The 17154-nt window shown below is 42.7% G+C and carries 13 protein-coding genes and 15 tRNA genes; 1 reads left to right on the forward strand and 27 read right to left on the reverse strand.

The genetic code is table 11. The annotated features are described in order from the left end of the window. Positions 1-2: 2 nt before the first annotated feature. The 7 genes from rsmB to ACMQ5W_RS17760 form a co-directional block, all read right to left on the reverse strand. Entirely contained in the window at positions 3-1289 is a 1287-nt protein-coding gene (gene rsmB, locus ACMQ5W_RS17730) for a 16S rRNA (cytosine(967)-C(5))-methyltransferase RsmB (RefSeq protein WP_419026317.1), read from the reverse strand. A 2-nt stretch (positions 1290-1291) separates the two neighbouring features. Further along, positions 1292-2005 carry a zinc metallopeptidase gene (locus ACMQ5W_RS17735; RefSeq protein ID WP_419026318.1) on the reverse strand — a complete coding sequence of 238 codons (714 nt, stop codon included), beginning with the start codon at positions 2003-2005 and terminating at the stop codon, positions 1292-1294. Positions 2006-2080: 75 nt separating this feature from the next. Then, positions 2081-3010 carry a methionyl-tRNA formyltransferase gene (fmt, locus tag ACMQ5W_RS17740; RefSeq protein ID WP_419026319.1) on the reverse strand — a complete coding sequence of 310 codons (930 nt, stop codon included), beginning with the start codon at positions 3008-3010 and terminating at the stop codon, positions 2081-2083. Continuing rightward, on the reverse strand, positions 3007-3480 hold the full coding sequence (def, locus tag ACMQ5W_RS17745) for a peptide deformylase (RefSeq protein ID WP_148491843.1): 474 nt from the start codon (positions 3478-3480) through the stop codon (positions 3007-3009). The genes fmt and def overlap by 4 nt, the downstream gene beginning before the upstream one ends. Positions 3481-3498: 18 nt before the next feature. After that, entirely contained in the window at positions 3499-5508 is a 2010-nt protein-coding gene (gene priA, locus ACMQ5W_RS17750; RefSeq protein ID WP_419026320.1) for a replication restart helicase PriA, read from the reverse strand. 18 nt (positions 5509-5526) lie between these two features. Beyond that, positions 5527-6537 carry an aspartate--ammonia ligase gene (asnA, locus tag ACMQ5W_RS17755; RefSeq protein ID WP_148491841.1) on the reverse strand — a complete coding sequence of 337 codons (1011 nt, stop codon included), beginning with the start codon at positions 6535-6537 and terminating at the stop codon, positions 5527-5529. Between the two features lie 21 nt (positions 6538-6558). Then, positions 6559-7212 (reverse strand): epoxyqueuosine reductase QueH, encoded by a 654-nt coding sequence (locus ACMQ5W_RS17760; RefSeq protein WP_419026321.1) that lies wholly within the window; start codon positions 7210-7212, stop codon positions 6559-6561. A 230-nt stretch (positions 7213-7442) separates the two neighbouring features. Here ACMQ5W_RS17760 and ACMQ5W_RS17765 point away from each other — a divergent pair, with 230 nt between their 5' ends. Further along, positions 7443-8324, forward strand: a complete 882-nt coding sequence (locus tag ACMQ5W_RS17765; protein WP_419026322.1) for a TIGR01212 family radical SAM protein — start codon at positions 7443-7445, stop codon at positions 8322-8324. Between the two features lie 44 nt (positions 8325-8368). Here ACMQ5W_RS17765 and ACMQ5W_RS17770 read toward each other — a convergent pair whose 3' ends face one another. The 20 genes from ACMQ5W_RS17770 to ACMQ5W_RS17865 all read right to left on the reverse strand — a co-directional run bounded on the left by ACMQ5W_RS17770 (position 8369) and on the right by ACMQ5W_RS17865 (position 17016). Next, the gene (locus ACMQ5W_RS17770) at positions 8369-9886 is read right to left on the reverse strand and encodes a TIR domain-containing protein (protein WP_419026323.1); all 1518 of its coding nucleotides are present in this window, start codon (positions 9884-9886) and stop codon (positions 8369-8371) included. 21 nt (positions 9887-9907) lie between these two features. After that, a complete protein-coding gene (locus ACMQ5W_RS17775) occupies positions 9908-10591 on the reverse strand; it encodes a hypothetical protein (RefSeq protein WP_419026324.1) in 684 nt (227 codons plus the stop codon). 9 nt (positions 10592-10600) lie between these two features. Continuing rightward, positions 10601-11677, reverse strand: coding sequence for an SPFH domain-containing protein (locus ACMQ5W_RS17780; protein WP_419026325.1), 1077 nt, complete (start codon positions 11675-11677; stop codon positions 10601-10603). Between the two features lie 73 nt (positions 11678-11750). Further along, positions 11751-14444, reverse strand: coding sequence for an SH3 domain-containing protein (locus ACMQ5W_RS17785; protein WP_419026326.1), 2694 nt, complete (start codon positions 14442-14444; stop codon positions 11751-11753). Between the two features lie 14 nt (positions 14445-14458). Further along, the gene (locus tag ACMQ5W_RS17790) at positions 14459-15043 is read right to left on the reverse strand and encodes a thymidine kinase (RefSeq protein ID WP_419026327.1); all 585 of its coding nucleotides are present in this window, start codon (positions 15041-15043) and stop codon (positions 14459-14461) included. Between the two features lie 173 nt (positions 15044-15216). After that, positions 15217-15292, reverse strand: a tRNA-Phe gene (locus ACMQ5W_RS17795). Positions 15293-15320: 28 nt separating this feature from the next. After that, a tRNA-Ile gene (locus ACMQ5W_RS17800) sits at positions 15321-15397 on the reverse strand. A gap of 12 nt (positions 15398-15409) precedes the next feature. Further along, positions 15410-15486, reverse strand: a tRNA-Pro gene (locus ACMQ5W_RS17805). Positions 15487-15516: 30 nt separating this feature from the next. Continuing rightward, positions 15517-15592: transfer RNA gene (locus ACMQ5W_RS17810), tRNA-Trp, on the reverse strand. Positions 15593-15598: 6 nt separating this feature from the next. Beyond that, positions 15599-15691 (reverse strand) — tRNA-Ser (locus tag ACMQ5W_RS17815). A gap of 47 nt (positions 15692-15738) precedes the next feature. Further along, positions 15739-15827: transfer RNA gene (locus ACMQ5W_RS17820), tRNA-Ser, on the reverse strand. 29 nt (positions 15828-15856) lie between these two features. Beyond that, positions 15857-15932: transfer RNA gene (locus ACMQ5W_RS17825), tRNA-Lys, on the reverse strand. Positions 15933-15940: 8 nt separating this feature from the next. After that, positions 15941-16015: transfer RNA gene (locus tag ACMQ5W_RS17830), tRNA-Gln, on the reverse strand. Between the two features lie 15 nt (positions 16016-16030). Further along, positions 16031-16107: transfer RNA gene (locus ACMQ5W_RS17835), tRNA-Arg, on the reverse strand. Positions 16108-16125: 18 nt separating this feature from the next. Next, positions 16126-16199: transfer RNA gene (locus ACMQ5W_RS17840), tRNA-Gly, on the reverse strand. Positions 16200-16205: 6 nt separating this feature from the next. After that, a tRNA-Gly gene (locus ACMQ5W_RS17845) sits at positions 16206-16280 on the reverse strand. A 16-nt stretch (positions 16281-16296) separates the two neighbouring features. Then, a tRNA-Tyr gene (locus tag ACMQ5W_RS17850) sits at positions 16297-16381 on the reverse strand. A gap of 228 nt (positions 16382-16609) precedes the next feature. Further along, positions 16610-16684: transfer RNA gene (locus ACMQ5W_RS17855), tRNA-Thr, on the reverse strand. Positions 16685-16722: 38 nt separating this feature from the next. Next, positions 16723-16799 (reverse strand) — tRNA-Asp (locus tag ACMQ5W_RS17860). A 141-nt stretch (positions 16800-16940) separates the two neighbouring features. After that, positions 16941-17016 (reverse strand) — tRNA-Val (locus tag ACMQ5W_RS17865). Positions 17017-17154: the final 138 nt, after the last annotated feature.

A 17154-nucleotide genomic window follows, 5' to 3' on the forward strand; every position in this document is an offset into this window, starting at 1 on the left:
TTTCAACTGCCGCGCCTTCTCATCTTGCAGATGAAAAAGCCATCGGTTTCGTCTACCCCAGGTAAAAGCTGTCTGCTTCTAACCAGTTCATATTCTTTATGTTTACGCAGAAATCTGCTCACCACTTCTGCATTTTCTATCTTGTTTACCGTACATGTACTGTAGAGCAAGAATCCTTCTTTTTTCACATATTGACTAGCTGTCTCCAGTATTGCCAACTGCTTATCTGCAAGTTCTCTGCCGTCATCTTCAAGTTCTTTGTATTTGATTTCCGGTTTTCTTCTGATTACTCCAAGGCCCGAGCAAGGCCCGTCGACGAGGACTCTGTCTGCCGATTGAACCAATTCTTCGCATAAAAGAGTGCCGTCGTGCTCTCCCGTTTCAATAATGGAGATACCCAAACGCTGGGTTTCCTTCTTCAAAAGTTCTAATTTGTGTTCATATATATCAAATGCCAAAACGCGGCCCGTATTGGCCATGATTTCTGAAATTGCTAAGGTCTTGCCGCCAGGAGCCGCACAGACGTCGATGATGGTTTCTCCACTCTTCGGCGCCAAAATCTCGGCTGCCAAAATTGAAGATTCGTCTTGTACTGAGAAAAGGCCGCTCTCGAATTCCTCTGTGCTCAGAAGTCCACTTCCTTTCGCAAAAAGTGACCTTTCACTGAGCCTTCCATGCTCTACCTCAAAGCCTTTTCCTCTCAATCTTTCAGCCAGATCTTTACGACTGATTTTCAGGCGGTTTACTCTGATGGAAACTGGCGGTTTACTGTTAGATGCCGCCAGGAGCTGCTCTGCCTTTTCCAAACCGTATTGTTCGCTCCAAAGCTTTACAATCCACTCCGCAAAGGAGTATTTCAATGATAAATATCCAATCGGGTTTGTGTCATAATCTGGCATTTCAAGCTGGTCTTTTTTCTTGTTATAGCCGCGTAAAACGCCATTGACAAATCCGTCTCTGCCCGGAACCAGTCTTCTCGCCATCTTCACAATCTCATTTACTGCTGCATAGTCAGGAACGGAATCCATGAAAATAAGCTGATAAAGACCCATGCGAAGTAATGTCAGAGTCTGTTTCTTCAAACCTTTCAAGCCTTTTGGTATCAGCTGCTGTAAAATATGGTCAAGATACACTCTATTTTCGATGACGCCGTAAACAAGCTCTCTGACGAAAGCGGGAGAATCCGGCTGCAATTCACCAATCTGCTTATTCAGTTCAATATTAGAATAAGCCTGATTAGTTTCCATTTCTAAAAGTGTGTTATAAGCTGTTTTCCGGTTGATATCCATACTCAATCACTCCTACCTCTTATAGCAAGGATACGCAGCAAGTTAGCCACAGCTACAGCCAATGCCGCTATATAGGTCATGGCTGCCGCCCGCAGAACTTTCTTTGATCCAGCTATATCCTCCGGTGCAACTAACGCTAATTCTTCCATCTGAATAATGGCTCTGTGACTTGCGTTGAACTCTACTGGCAAGGTAATCAGATGAAATACGATGATGGCGACAAACGCGATTACCCCAATGTTGAACAACGTGTTTCCCCAATAACTCATTTCGTAACTGCCTGCCGCCAAAAGAACAATGCCGATTACTAGCAAAGGCCATGTCAGCTTCGACGCGAAATTAACGACAGGAACAATTCCATTTCTAATTTTTAAAGGAATATAACCTCTGGCGTGCTGTATAGCATGACCTGCCTCGTGACAGGCGACGCTGACGGCACTGACTGAATTTACGCCATATACATCCTGAGAAAGACTCAGAACTTTGCTTCTGGGATCATAATTGTCGGTCAAGCTTCCCCTGATCTGCCTGACTACCACATCCTGAAGGCCATTGGAATCAAGCACGCTCCTCGCTGCCTCAGCCCCTGTTATATTACGAGTGTTTTTCACCTTTCCGTATCTGCTGAAAGCGCGTTTCACCATTCCCTGGGCAGCCATTGCAAAAATCATTGCCGGAATCAGTATGATGATACTTGTGTCATAGTAAAAAAACATTTTCATTACCCCCCTAATCGCCTTGTCTCAATTTTTGAAATAAATTGCAGCCAACGCTTTCTGTATATCTTTATTTTATCCTAATAACGTATTTTTTTCAATCTTATTACCCCTTAAATAAGATCTTATATCTACTCTTTTTTTACCCGGAAGCTGGATTTCTGTGGCGCGCAGAATACTGCCGCCGCAGCAGATATCAATCCCCTCATCAGAAACGTCTACAATCGTACCGTTTTCGGCATCGGAGTGCTGATTGAGGCATTCGGCCCGCCAAATTTTCATCTGTCCGCCTCCGTATTGGCAATAAGCACCTGGCCAGGGATCAAAGGCTCTGATCTGTCTCTCAATTTCCACAGGTGTCTTTTCAAAATCTATTTTTCCATCCTGTTTAGCAATCATTCCTGCATAGGTAGAGAAAGCATCGTCTTGTCTTTCAGGTGTGATTGTCCCCGCTTCGATTTTAGGCAAAGTCTCAATCAAAAGGTCTGCTCCAAGCTGCGCCAATTCATCATGGAGCTGCTGGCAGTTCTTCATTCCAACCATAGTTTCCGCCTTACAGAGCATATCACCAGTATCAAGCCCTGCTCCCATCTGCATAATCGTTACGCCAGTTCGCTCTTCTCCCTGCAAAATTGCATGCTGTATGGGAGAAGCGCCCCGCAGCTTCGGCAGCAGAGATGCGTGCACATTGATGCAGCCAAACTTGGGAAGTTCCAGCACTTCTTTTTGAATAATCTGACCGTAAGCTACGACTACGATAATATCAGGCTCATAATTTCTAAGAAATCCTACGGTCTCCTGGCTGTTTTTAATTTTCTCAGGCTGCAGGACCTCTATTCCATTAGCAACAGCCAATTCCTTTACCGGCGTAAACTGTACTTTCTTCCCCCTGTTTTTCGCTTTATCCGGCTGGGTAATCACACAGCCGACCTCATGACCAGCCTCGATGATTCCTTTCAAAACGGGAACAGCAAAGTCCGGGGTTCCCATAAATGCGATCTTCATTCTGCTTCAATCTCCTCTGGTTCTCTGACATTTGTCGCTTTATCAGTATATAATATCCCGTCTAAATGATCATATTCATGGCACATGACCACTGCATCCCATCCTTCAAAATCATAGACCTGTTCATTTCCATCTAAATCCAAGGCTTTGATTTTAATGCGTTCTGGTCTTTCCACAGTTCCGATGAGTCCCGGCACGCTGAGGCAAGCTTCATCTCCTACCTGAGAGCCTTCCTTTTCCAAGATGACCGGGTTAATCATATAATAAACTCTATCGGGTTCAGGTTCAGCGACGAACATCCTTCTCATGACGCCAACCTGAGGACCTGCAATTCCACAGCCCATTTCTGCTCTCATCGTCTCTCTCATATCTTCCAGTGTGGTTCTGATTCTATCAGTCACCTCTGTCACCTCTCTGCAATGTTTTCTCAGTATTTCATCGCCTTCTAATACAACATTTCTAATTGCCATTCTTTTCTCTCTCCTATTCTAAAAAGTACTATATGGATTTACATCTATAATCATGCTGCATTTGCTCTTTTTCACCGTCAGCATTTCGCCAAAAGCGTCGATATAATAGATATATTTGTTTCTAAAACCTCTTGGGCATTTTATCAGAATATAATATCGGAAACTATCTTTTCCCTTAAAATTGGTGGAAAGCTTCGGCGCGAAGATATTCTCGCCTTCTCCTTCAATTTTACACCTTATCAGATATTCTTTACAATTTTCCGCCGTTTCAATCGCTTCACTTTCGACCTCACTTGTGAATTCTACCAAAATCAAATCTGAAAAAGGGGGATAATCCATAAACTCTCTGATTTTGATTTCCATGTCAAAGAATTTTTTGTAGTCGTGTTCTGCCGCCGTCGTCAAAGCGAAGTTGTCCGGTGTGTAAGATTGAACGATGACAAGACCTTCTTCTCCGCCTCGCCCTGCCCGGCCGGCAACTTGTGTTACCAATTGAAAAGTACGTTCTGTCGATCGATAGTCCGGTACATTGAGGCTGACATCGGCAGAGATGACACCGACCAGCCCTACATTTTTAAAGTCCAGTCCTTTTGCTACCAACTGGGTTCCAATCAGGATATCCGTCTTTCCCTTTGAGAAGTTACCGATAATCCTGGTAATTTCCCTGCTGTTTTTCGCTGTATCCAAATCCAGCCGCTGGATATTCTTTTCGGGAAATAATTCCCTGGCAAACTCCTCTACCTTTTCTGTCCCCGTGCCAAAATATTTGATATAATGACTGCCGCAGGCAGGACAACGATCGGGCACGCGAAATTTTTTTCCGCAGTAATGACAGATTCCTGCATTTTCTCTTTTGTGGTAGGTTAACGAAATACCACATTCCGGACATTTCATCACTTCGCCGCATTCACGGCAGGAAATGAAGGTGGAATACCCTCTTCTGTTTAAAAAGAGAATGATCTGCTGTCCTTTTTCCAAAGTTTCAACAGATTGTCTATATAATCTGTCACTGAAGATAGTCTTATTGCCGGCTTTCAGTTCTTCACGCATATCCACCAGTTCTACTTTTGGCAGCGGCGTATTGTTATATCGCTGCTTCAATTCTATCAGCCGGTAAATTCCTTCCCTGGCTCTTTGGTAAGAAACAACTGACGGGGTCGCACTGCCCATAATCAGAACGCCGTTAAAGTACATCAGCCTTTTCAGCGCGATATCTATCGTATCATACTTTGGCGTCATATCTGATTTGTATGTTGCCTCATGCTCCTCATCTAAAATGATAACGCCGATATTGTCCAAGGGAGCAAAGACACCCAGTCTGGCACCGATGACAATCTTTGCCTGCCCTTTTCTGATTCGCATCCACTCATCAAAGCGCTCTCGTTTCGTCAGCTTGCTATGAAGAACTGCAATGTTTTCTTTTCCAAAGCGGGCGATAAATCGGTCCGTAATCTGTTTGGTCAATGCAATCTCCGGCACCAGCATGACAGCTGTTTTGCCCCTGGCAGTTACTTCAGCAATGGTCTGCATATAGACTTCTGTTTTGCCGCTGCTGGTGACACCGTGAATTAAAAAGTTTTCCTGTCTGCCGCAGGCGATTGCCTCGCGGATCTGCTCAAGCGCCGCAGCCTGCTCGTCAGTCAGCTGCTCGATAATCTGCGGCTCTCCGACTACATCCTTGTAAGGTTCCTTTTCTTTGCCTTCTCTCGCCGGCTTGCCATTGGGTGCAAAGCATCTGACCGCATCCAGATACTTGATGCCATAACGTCGTTTCATCCAGGTGCAGGTGTCCATGATTTCCTCAGTGAGGGAAATATCCGGATTCACAGAGTCGATTTCCTTGATGATGGCTGGATCGCACTCTGGAATCACATCAGCTTGAAATACATAAGCAGACTTCAATTGATTTCCCCGATTAAAGGGAACTTTCACAATATCCCCTTTCTTCACATCCAGGGAGGTTCCATACGTATAGTAGGTGTCTGTATGCCTGCTGTTGTTGTCAATCACTACATTTATGTATTTCATAAGCCTCCATCCTGCAGTTTAGAGCAGGAAAATATTGTGTTTTTTGCAATCATTTATCATCTCGTCAGACCACACTGACGCCTGCACTTCGCCGATATGTGCTTTGCGCAGGAAGAACATGCAGAGCCTGCTCTGTCCAATTCCGCCGCCGATGGAATATGGGAGCTCATCGTTGAGAATGGATTGATGGAAGGATTGTGTCCTTCTGTCATCGGCTCCTGCCAAAGTCAGCTGCCGATCCATGGCCTCTGCATCCACTCGAATACCCATAGAGGAAATCTCGAAAGCTTTTTCCAGGACGTCATTCCAGAGAATGATGTCTCCATTCAACTCCCAATCATCGTAGTCCGGAGATCTGTCATCGTGTTTTTGGCCAGATTTTAAGATACCGCCGATTTTCTCGATAAAGACCGCTCCATGAGCTTTGCAGATCAAATCTTCTCTCTCTTTATCGGTTTTATTCGGGTACAAATCCTCAAGTTCCTGGGTCGTGATAAAATAAATTTCGTTAGGAATTTCTGTCTGAAGATCTCTGTACAACCTGTTGACGTAATCTCCCAAGTTTTTGATGGCGTTATATATGGTGGTCACTGTTTCGTGTAAGTATTCGGTGTTTCTCTGTTCTTTTGTGATGACCTTTTCCCAATCCCACTGATCCACATAGACAGAATGCAGGTTATCCAGTTCCTCATCCCTTCTGATCGCATTCATATCCGTATAAATGCCGTGTCCCGGTTTGATTCCATATTTTCCAAGAGCCATGCGCTTCCATTTAGCCAGTGACTGGACGATTTCTACTTCTTTTTCGTCCAGACCCTTGAGGGTAAAGGTGACTCGTCTTTCCACGCCGCTCAGGTTATCGTTGAGCCCTGTCTCGGGGTCTACGAATAGCGGCGCAGATACTCTGCGCAGGTTCAGACCGTATGCCAGCTCCTGCTGGAAGTAGTCTTTGATCTTCTTGATCGCTCTCTGTGTCTCCAGGGAACTGATCACGGGCGTATACTCTTTTGGTGTAATTAATTCTGACATTTGCTATTCTCCTTTATATGCTTATCTTTTCGAGTATTCACATCCGCAATAATCCTGTCTATAAAGGCCATATTCCTTTGACAGTTGAATGCTTCTCTGAAAACCCGCTTTCTTTTTAAAATCTATATCCAGGTACTCTACCCTGTATTTTTCTGCAAATTTTTTACCTAATTGTGAAATTAACGAGTAGTTTTTGTGGGGACTGACCGTAAGGGTCGTCGTATAAAGACCATATCCCAGGTTTTTAGCTGTTTTGGCAGTCTCCTCGAGGCGCATGCTAAAACAAATCGTACAGCGGCTGCCCCCTTCCGGTTCATTACTGAAGCCATCCGTCAATTGATAATAGACGTCTGGCGTATACTCTCCTTCTAAGAAATGAATCTTGTGCTTTCCCCCCAGGTTGAGGTTGAAGTTCTCTATAAACTTTATCTGGCTTGCCTTTCTCTTTTCATATTCGTCTGGATCCGTAATACAAGGATTGTAAAAAAATACGGTAATATCATAATCTGGCGCTAATCGCTCTATGACTGCCGTGCTGCATGGACCGCAGCAGCTGTGCAGCAATAATGCAGGTTTCATCACTTCTTCTCCTGCCCCGGCAATCTCAGCCAGAGGTCTGCTTCTCTGTCCTATTTCACACTCACAATTCCACGAAGTCGTGGACTTCTTTGCCATATTTTCTGCCTCCTTTACCCAAAACCGATTTTTGTATTTATAACACTTTATTATACACCATATACGGCATTATGCGCAATATTCTATTTTAACGAAATACCCATTAATGCCTTTATTTTTCAACGTTTATCTGCTATAGAAAAATTTTATCCACGATTGGATAATAGAAAATAGACAGGGGTAATATCCTATGTTAAAATAAGTTATCATATCACAAAAAGAGGTTATTTATGACACAGCCAATCAATACAATCAGTTCTTATCTAAAAAAAGAATTCGGTCAAAAGACCGTAAAGTTATCTATTGACGGCGGATTTACCTGTCCCAACCGAGATGGCAGCAAATCTTATGGAGGGTGTCTCTTCTGTTCAGAAGGCGGCGGCGGTGACTTTGCCTCTACAATTGAGGACCAAATCCAATTGTTATCAGAAAAATGGCCAAAAGCGAAGTATCTTGCCTATTTTCAAAATCACACCAACACCTATGCTCCCGTAGAAGAATTGCGCAGCAAATATCAAAAAGCACTAAATCATCCGTTGATTTCAGGGATTGCCATTGCAACACGCCCTGACTGCATCGACGAGGAGGTTTTGGACTTACTCTCCGAAATCAACACAAATCACTTTCTATGGGTCGAATTAGGCCTTCAGACCATGCATCAAAGGACAGCTGACTTGATCAATCGCTGCTATGGGTTGTCCGTTTATGACTACGCCATTAAAGCCTTAAACTCGCGAGGCATCAAAACCGTAGTCCATCTTATTTTGGGACTGCCAGGTGAAAGCCGGGAGGATATGATTCAGTCGGTAAAGTACGCCTGTAATTCTGGTGCCTGGGGAATCAAACTGCATCTGCTCAATGTGGTGAAAGGCTCCAGAATGGAGATAGAATATCACGACTACAATTCCTTTGGTTCCATCGAAGAATATGTACATTTCGTCTGTGACCTGATTGAAATTATTCCTTCGGATATCGTGATTCATCGTCTAACCGGCGATGCACCGCGGAAGATTTTAATTACGCCGGAATGGAGTTACCGAAAGAGGACCATTCTCAATGGAATCAGTGCCGAACTGAAGAGAAGGGGCAGCTGGCAGGGGTGCAAAGGATAAAAAGAAATGGGGAGAAATTTCTCCCCACTAGCAGTATTTTTTCCCTAACCTTCCGTACAAAATATGCTGACTACAAAAATTACAAACAAAAAAACTCCAAGAGCAACGTAATACTTACTGTTTTTCTGTCTCTTTTCTTCCTCTCTTCTTTCCCTTTCACGAAACTGTTGTTCTAGGTCATCTACTTTTTCTTGACAGTATTTTATCTTCTCTGCAGAGTCTCTAAAATCCATAATAGGTTCCAATTTTTTGATTACTTCGAGGTAATCAATTTTATGTTTTGCACGATTAAGAAGTTCGCTGGCGGTACAATATTCGATTTCCTTTGCCTCAAATTCTCTGCGTGCTTCAATCACTCGCTCATATTCTTCTAGTCTGCATCTCAGGTCTGAGTTAGCAAAACGAATCGTTTTTTGATAATAAGGATTTTCTTTCAGAGTATATTTCAATTTCGATAATTCTTCTTCACGGCATACAAACTGTGAAATCATAAGCTTGCCTAAATAAGCTTCTGCACATTCTGGATCCATATCGAGAACTTTTTCACAATAAATATCTGCACGTTCCCATTCTTCATCTTCTAAAAAAAGGAATGCTCTTTGCATTAACGATTCTGCTGTTGGCTGGCTATGTATAACAGACTTTGTTTTCATTTCATTGCTAGAATTCCGTTGCAGAATTTTTTGTATCCCATAAACAAGGTCCTGCATAAATCCAAGCTTAGACATATCCATGGCCTGTAAATGCGAAAATTCAACAGGTAAATCATATGGATTCATATCTCTATAAACAGGAATCAACATTTTATCCGCTCCCTGCCTTATTAGCGCCAGATATCGGCTCCACTCATTTTTGACCCATGGAGAATTAAAATACTCTGCTCGTGTGCTAAGAACAATCATAATTTTTGCAGAGTTCAAAGCTGCAAAAATATAGGGCTCATATTCTATTCCCATTTTGTCATCTAAAGTAATGCGGGAAAAGAAGACCTTGTATCCAGCTTCTGTCAACTCATGATATAATTCGGCAGCAATGACAGAGTCTTCTGAACGTCTTCCATCTGTAGACAGATCTTTGTAACAAATAAAAATATCAAATGGCTCCTCATTTTTGGATATCATAATGATGTTGTTCTGAATCTCATCAATTTGTTTCGCTTCAAATTCATAAATGGCTCTTTGTGATGCATCTGCATATTTTAATGCAGATGCATAGTCTGAATCAAGGAAGATGGATGTATATTGTGTGCGATTAATTGTTGGCACCCGTTTATGGCTAGAAGGATCTTCTACATATTCAATACCATACTTACACAAAACCAATGACCAATAACTCTCAGCATCCTTTGGATCTTCTTTCAGAATTTCTTCGTAAAGCTCAGCAGCTTTGTCGTATTCATTGTTCCGTCTATATTGACCTGCGCGGTCATAGAGATTATATCTCTTTTCATCACTAAGCTTAGGCAAGGTTTGTTTTGTTCCGCAGTAAGGGCATACGGCAACGGTCATATTCTTCGTTAGCTCTAAGTCACCGCCACACATTTTACATTTAAAAATTTGCACTCTTGTATACCTCCAATTTCATCACTTCAATAACCTGCATGCATGATTTCTCTCCAATATACGATGATACAGTGTTTCACAAGCATTTTGTGCGTTAGAAAAATCTTTGGCCTGAACATAATCGTATAGCGCTTTATACGTAACAGAAATTTCTTCTTCCAGTGTGACAAGCTTTTCACTGCTAACCGGATCGCTGTATTTACAGACGTTATATAATTTCTTTAATTCTTCTTTTAACATGTCGTCAGATGTCATGTCATATAAAGTTTCTAAATAGATCGTTAGAGTTCTAATAAAAGAAGTATCCTCTTCAATATTATTTTCCACACGTTCTGCATTTTTTTGTGCAAAATGGGAACTTATGAATATCAGTAGATAACCACCTAGAAGTAAAGTGCCCACAGCGACTGCAACCCAACTTTGAACAAAACCAGCGTACATAAAAAATAACCCTGAGATGAACTGCAATATTAAATAAGTGATACTAACATGAATTCTTGACAGGCCCCAAAAGACTTTTTCTTTGTGATGTGCATACTTGAATGCCATGGAAAAATATAAAAACTGCATCATAATAGCAGCCACAGTAAATACATACGCCGGCCAGAACGCCGAGGATTGTCTATGTGGGACAGCAAAAGCAATTACATTAAATAGGATAAGCAATATCAAAATGACCCCTATGCCATATTTGTCTTTTCTCATAAAAGCCTCCTATAATTCCTTGCCACATTCTGAACAAAACCTACCTCTTGCAACAACTTTTCCACAAGATGGGCAAACTATCGATTCAGAAGCTTTTGATTCTATTTTTGTAAGGGCTCCATCAACAGCCCCGTCTAAGATCCTGTCTACTTCACTGCCAATACGAGTTACGTTATCTAGGCCAATTTCCATGCTTGTAAACTGACTCGAGGACTCTTTAGCAGCTACAGTTTCAGCTACGTCAAAACCTCTCTCTTGTTGATAGGTATAACCTTCCTGTAGTCTTTTTTTAGCAATAGCCTGTGACTCAATTATAATCTTTTCGGCTTCCGTCTGTTGATCAATAATGCCTACCTGTTGACGAAGCTTCGCCTCAGCAATATCAGCATATTGTCTAAAATACAGATTTTTGAATTTCTCATACGAATCTTCCCCTTCAGGTTTTAAAACTGTTGTGACAAAGAAACGTTCTAAGGATATCCCATAGCTTGCAAAATCAGGTAAAAGGGCTTGTTGCAATGCGATAGAAAAATCATTTAAGTGTTCGTCAATCTGGAATATATTAATTTTTTCTTCTTTAATTATCTTTGGAATGTAAGACTTTATTTTTGTCATCAAAAAAGGTCTGAAATAATCCATTAGTTCCTTTTGTCCGAACGTGCTTTCTGTCCCTACTAGATTCACTAAAACTTTCCTTGAATCATCAATGCGCAGACTCAATTCACCACAAGCTCCTATCTGTATCGGGAATTGATATTGTGGTTCTATAAATTGAACTTTAGTATCCGTCCCCCATTTTATTCCCATTTGTTCTGTTCTATTTATAAAATAAATTTCGCAATGAAATGGAGTAATTGTTTCCGTTGTGTAATTCAAAAATTTTCGTACTAAAGGAATATTTTGATTTTCAAGCGTATGTCTGCCTGGACCAAATAAGTCGAGTGCCTCTCCGTTCATCATGAAAATAGCTTCTTGGGATTCATGGACAACTAGTTGTGTATATGAATCGAAATCCTCTTGAGGATGCTTCCAAATTAAAGTTTTATTATCACCTTCATATTTTATGACTGATGTGAATTTACTCATACTAAACCTCTATTCATCATAGAACAAAGGACGATCTCTTTCTATAAAAGAGAAGATCGTCCCAATATAAACATTACCTTTTTATAGAAACCACTACTGAGTATGGGCCATATACGGTCTTATCATAGATGCTCTCCTTATAGGCTCTGACTTTATAGTAGTACCGTTTTCCCAGCGTCCTGCCCTGATTCAAAAACCTGGTCGTCTCCGCAGGGACAGTCTTTACCAGGGTATAAGTTCCAGACTTAGAAGTCGACCGATAGACTTTATAGCCTGTAATTCCACCTACTTCAGTCCATTTTACTTCAATCGATTTCGTGTACATATTTTTTAAAGTCACCGTAGGTTTCTTTAATGTATGCACAATCATTGTCTGAGAATACTCATTACTAATGAATCGAACTCCATTTATTTTCTTATATGGAGCCAATTTGAACTCATACTCCTTGCCTGCATAGGCCATTTTCTTAACAACTTCGGTTTTGCCTTCCACATAAACAGAGTTCCACTTTTCTGAGGTAGTCTGCTTATACCGGAGACGATATCCGTCAGCCCCGTCTATAGGATCCCAGTTAAATTTCATGGTCATATAGCCGCTGTACAGATCCCCTGTCAAAGTGTTAGCTTCACCAAAGGTCGCACCTTTGATTACGTCTGATTCTTTGCCGAATAATTTTTCACCTTTATATTCGTAATAGGCAGCCACTTTGTACTCGTAGATCTCGCCTCGGTACTTCATGGTCTTCGTCCAAGAGGTACCATCCTTGACTGTATTATAGGACCAGCTTGATGTGCTGGATTTTTTCCAGTAGACTCTGTATCCTGACGCTTTTGCATCTCCGTTCCAGGTCAGTGTGACCTGATTATTGCTGTCACTCTGCACTTTGACATTGGTCGGTTTCTCTGGAACATAGGCATTATCGTCCGTTTTTTCTCTAACTACAGTTACATAGTAATATCTCACTTTTCCCGAGGATGAGGTTACTTTTACTGTCACTTTGTTGGAACCAATAGACAAATTCGTGTTGCCTGTAACAGTAACCTTCGCATCACTCACATTGGTAGTCGTTTTGATTGTTACACTGCTAGAGGAAACCGAAGTCTTCAGTTTATAGGAAGAAGTGAATCGATCAAAGCTACTCGTCAGGGACTTTTGTGTGTCCCCTTCATAAACCTTCAGTGAATCGAGATAGTTATTATTGTTTCCGCTTCCAGGTTCTGGACTTGCCGACGCTGGCATGTTTTCATAGACCGGAATCTCGAAAGTGAACCCTTCATTAAAAACACCTGCGTCCTGGTAGCAGGAAGACATGATCGATGACTCTGTAGCTGCAGCAAAGATATTAGTCGCATATTGATGTGTTCCTACGCTCCCTAATCCATTGAGCACATTATAACGCGATAAATATGCGGTGTATTGATTATTATCTAAGAAATTGTTGGCAATATAAATTGCACCGCCTTTTACAGCTTTTTCTAATGTATTCCACGGTCTCAGGTAGGATGTCCCACTCCCGTCAGACCCTCCTGCTGCATAGACCAGACCCTTTGTCGCTGCACTGCCGTCTGCGCTGTCAGAAGCACCGATATTATATGTATTGTACACGCCAGAATATTTCTTGCCGCCATAAGTAAAAGAATGACCATTTATCATGAAATCCGAAGATCCCAATTCAATTCTAGTCTTTGCTGCAAGATAAGTCGGGCTGATGCTATACTTCTTTCCGTTGTACACCTGCTGTGCTGCCGACACGTAGTAGGCAGAGGCAGAAGATGGTAACGCAGTTGTCTTTAAAATAGACTTAACGACATTTTCTTTTTGATAAGATGCGTCATATGTATACGGCTCAAACATAAAAATCGACGACTCCTCCAGCCAATTTCGCGGGTCCATGTAAAAAGCGACTGCATCTTCTGAGGCGACAACCCAGTTCGCGCCATCCTTGCCTATATAAGTATGGCTTGTAAAATTATAAGTTCCACTCCTGACTTCCTTATAAGCGTCCGGCTTCGAAACAGACACAAGGTTAGCGTTGATATTGGAAAGTTGTTTTTCTAACGCCTCACTCCAACTATATCCAACATTCTTTGCTTTAAAGTTCCAAGTTGGATGTTTTTGATGCAGAGCTCGCAGTGCAGCTCTGTAGCTAGTTGGAAATTCCGCCAATTGGGATTCAAAATCTTTATTATCACTAGGTACGTCAACCGGCGGTTCAGATGAACTTCCTGTATCCAGATCAAGATAGGATGCAGAGATATAATAATAGGAGCCATTGATGTTTACTTTACACCAGTTTGAACCACCAGAAGCAACGGCCGCTAAGACGACTTTTACACTGTCGCCCTTTGCCAGCTTCTTGACGGTAGGGAATGTCGTCCCCGGTCCCGTTCTCACATTGGCCGCTTTCGTAATCTTTGCAGACGTACCAGAAACGTAGCTAATAGTAGCCAAGTCGGAGCGGATATATCCACTCCCATACGCACTGCTCACACGATACCAAATCGTCGTTTTGTCGCTGCCACCAGACACCGTGTATTTCTCTGCAGTGATCGTCACTGAAGAATTATACGGCAATGTACATACTATTGAAGAAGATGTCGAATAGCTGGATCTGACATTAACTCCATCTGACTCAGTGATTTTACCTGAAGCATTTGGTGCAGCTGCACCGAAGGATATGATGGTTAAGGCAGCCAATATGATACCTGTCATCAGCAAAATCAGTAAAGTCTCTTTAAGATTTATATTGATCTTATTCTTTATCATTTTCTCACCTGCCTTTATTTATCCGGCCCTAGTCTACCGTCGTTGTAATGTTTCCTGCACAGGGTAACATACATATCATTGCCGCCGATCACCACTTGCTCACCCTGTTTGACAAATTTACCATCTACTACGCGGGCTACCATAGTGGCCTTGCGGCCGCACCAGCAGATGGTTTTGATTTCTTCAATTTTATCTGCATAAATCAGCATATAGTAAGAGCCTTCAAAAAGCTCATTGCGAAAATCATTTTTTAAGCCATAAGCCAAAACTGGAACCTCAAAGCTGTCCACGATTTCCACAAGCTCCTGCACGTGATGTTTCTTTAAAAACTGACATTCGTCAATCAGGACGCAGTCGATCTTGGTCTTCTCATTTTCTCGCATGAAAAGTTCCAAAATGTTCGTGTCGTCCTGCACTAACATCGCCTCCCGCTGTAATCCGATTCTGGATGTGATAACACCTGTCCCAAATCTATCATCAACAGCTGGTACCAGTGTTAATACGTGTTTGCCGCGCTCTTCGTAATTATATGCGACTTTAATCAATTCAATCGACTTGCCAGCATTCATTGTACTGTATCTATAATATAATTGTGCCATTTATCCCTCCTTTTCGTCATATCCCCTTAATATTCTAATGGAATTCACAGAGAAAATCAACCATTAACGTACTGATTAAAAATTGAGGCTCCAGTAATTTATGGAAAAAGAACTTGTACAACAAAAAACAACCCTTCGGACTTAACGTCTGCGAAAGGCTGCTTAAAAATAAATGGTGCCCAGACTCGGAATTGAACCAAGGACACGGGGATTTTCAGTCCCCTGCTCTACCTACTGAGCTATCTGGGCATACATGCGTTATTCTTTTGTTATGTAATGGTGGGCCATCGGGGACTTGAACCCAGGACCTGCCGGTTATGAGCCGGACGCTCTGACCAACTGAGCTAATGGCCCACATCTTTTTAATGGTCGGGGTGGCAGGATTTGAACCCGCGGCCCACTGGTCCCAAACCAGTTGCGCTACCAAACTGCGCTACACCCCGATATTTATGTATCCTGCAAGAACCCTTATTTGGCAGGGGCAGAAGGATTCGAACCCTCGACACGTGGTTTTGGAGACCACTGCTCTACCAACTGAGCTATACCCCTGCGTAATGGCGGAGAAGATGGGATTCGAACCCATGCGGCCCTAATACGAACCCTAACGGTTTAGCAAACCGTCCTCTTCAGCCTCTTGAGTACTTCTCCAGGCTAAAATGAGATCTTGCAATATATGAATCGTTTAAAATGTCTGATGGCGGAGAGGGTGGGATTCGAACCCACGGTCCCTTTCGGAATCACTGGTTTTCAAGACCAGCTCCTTAAACCACTCGGACACCTCTCCAATGTGGAGTCAACTGTTTTCTTTAAAAATGGTGACCCATCGGAGATTCGAACTCCGGACACCTTGATTAAAAGTCAAGTGCTCTGCCGACTGAGCTAATGGGTCATAATAATTGGCTGGGGTAGCAGGACTCGAACCTACGAATGACGGAGTCAAAGTCCGTTGCCTTACCACTTGGCTATACCCCAAAATCATCAAATAAATGGTGAGCCCACAGGGATTCGAACCCCGGACACACGGCTTAGAAGGCCGTTGCTCTATCCAACTGAGCTATGAGCCCACACTAAATTTGAAAAACTGGAGCGGATGATGAGAATCGAACTCACGCCATCAGCTTGGAAGGCTGAGGTTCTACCATTGAACTACATCCGCATAAAATGGAGCGGAAGACGAGATTCGAACTCGCGACCCTCGCCTTGGCAAGGCGATGCTCTACCCCTGAGCCACTTCCGCACATTCTTGAAAAAATTGGTCGAGGGAGATGGATTCGAACCATCGAAAGCTCAGCTAACGGATTTACAGTCCGCCCCCTTTGGCCACTCGGGAATCCCTCGAAATTATTTTTCAAACTTAGTCGTGTTATTTGATGAATTGGAGATATAATTCCAACCTAATTATCTGTATTTTTTGGAGCTGGCGGAGGGAATTATACATTTGCTTCGCAAATGTCGTTCTTCGGCTCTCTTTCCGATCGCCTCGAACCTCTCGCTGTTCAAGAGTTCGCTGAACTCTTTTCCTAACGCTCGAGCCCTTTCGGGTTCGATTCCCTGCGTCAGATTTTTTGGAGCTGGCGGAGGGAATCGAACCCCCAACCTGCTGATTACAAATCAGCTGCTCTACCGTTGAGCCACGCCAGCGTGCGTGTTTATCTACCAGCGATATGCTAGTTAAAAATTGGCGACCTGGAACGGGCTCGAACCGTCGACCTCCAGCGTGACAGGCTGGCATTCTAACCAACTGAACTACCAGGCCGCATCTATGCTTGCCAATTTGCCGAAAACCGCTCGTTCCTCGCTCATCTGTGTACTCAAGTACACGAAATTTCGCTTAAACTCGCGCGCCTTGCATCTCGGACAAATTTTCTGTGCATCTGTGAATGGTCACTGTGGAAAATGGTGGGCGTTATAGGGCTCGAACCTATGACCCTCTGCTTGTAAGGCAGATGCTCTCCCAGCTGAGCTAAACGCCCGCAGTGTCCGCTTCTTGAATGCTTGGCACGTTTATAAATTATACAACATCTCATTTTCTTTGTCAAGAAGTTTTTTAATTTATTTTTCCGTGTTACTTTTCTGCTCTTCTCTGTGAAGAAGTGAGCCGAAAATTATAT

The organism is Emergencia sp., assembly GCF_048465375.1.
In the GTDB taxonomy this organism is placed as follows: Bacteria; Bacillota; Clostridia; order Peptostreptococcales; family Anaerovoracaceae; genus Senimuribacter.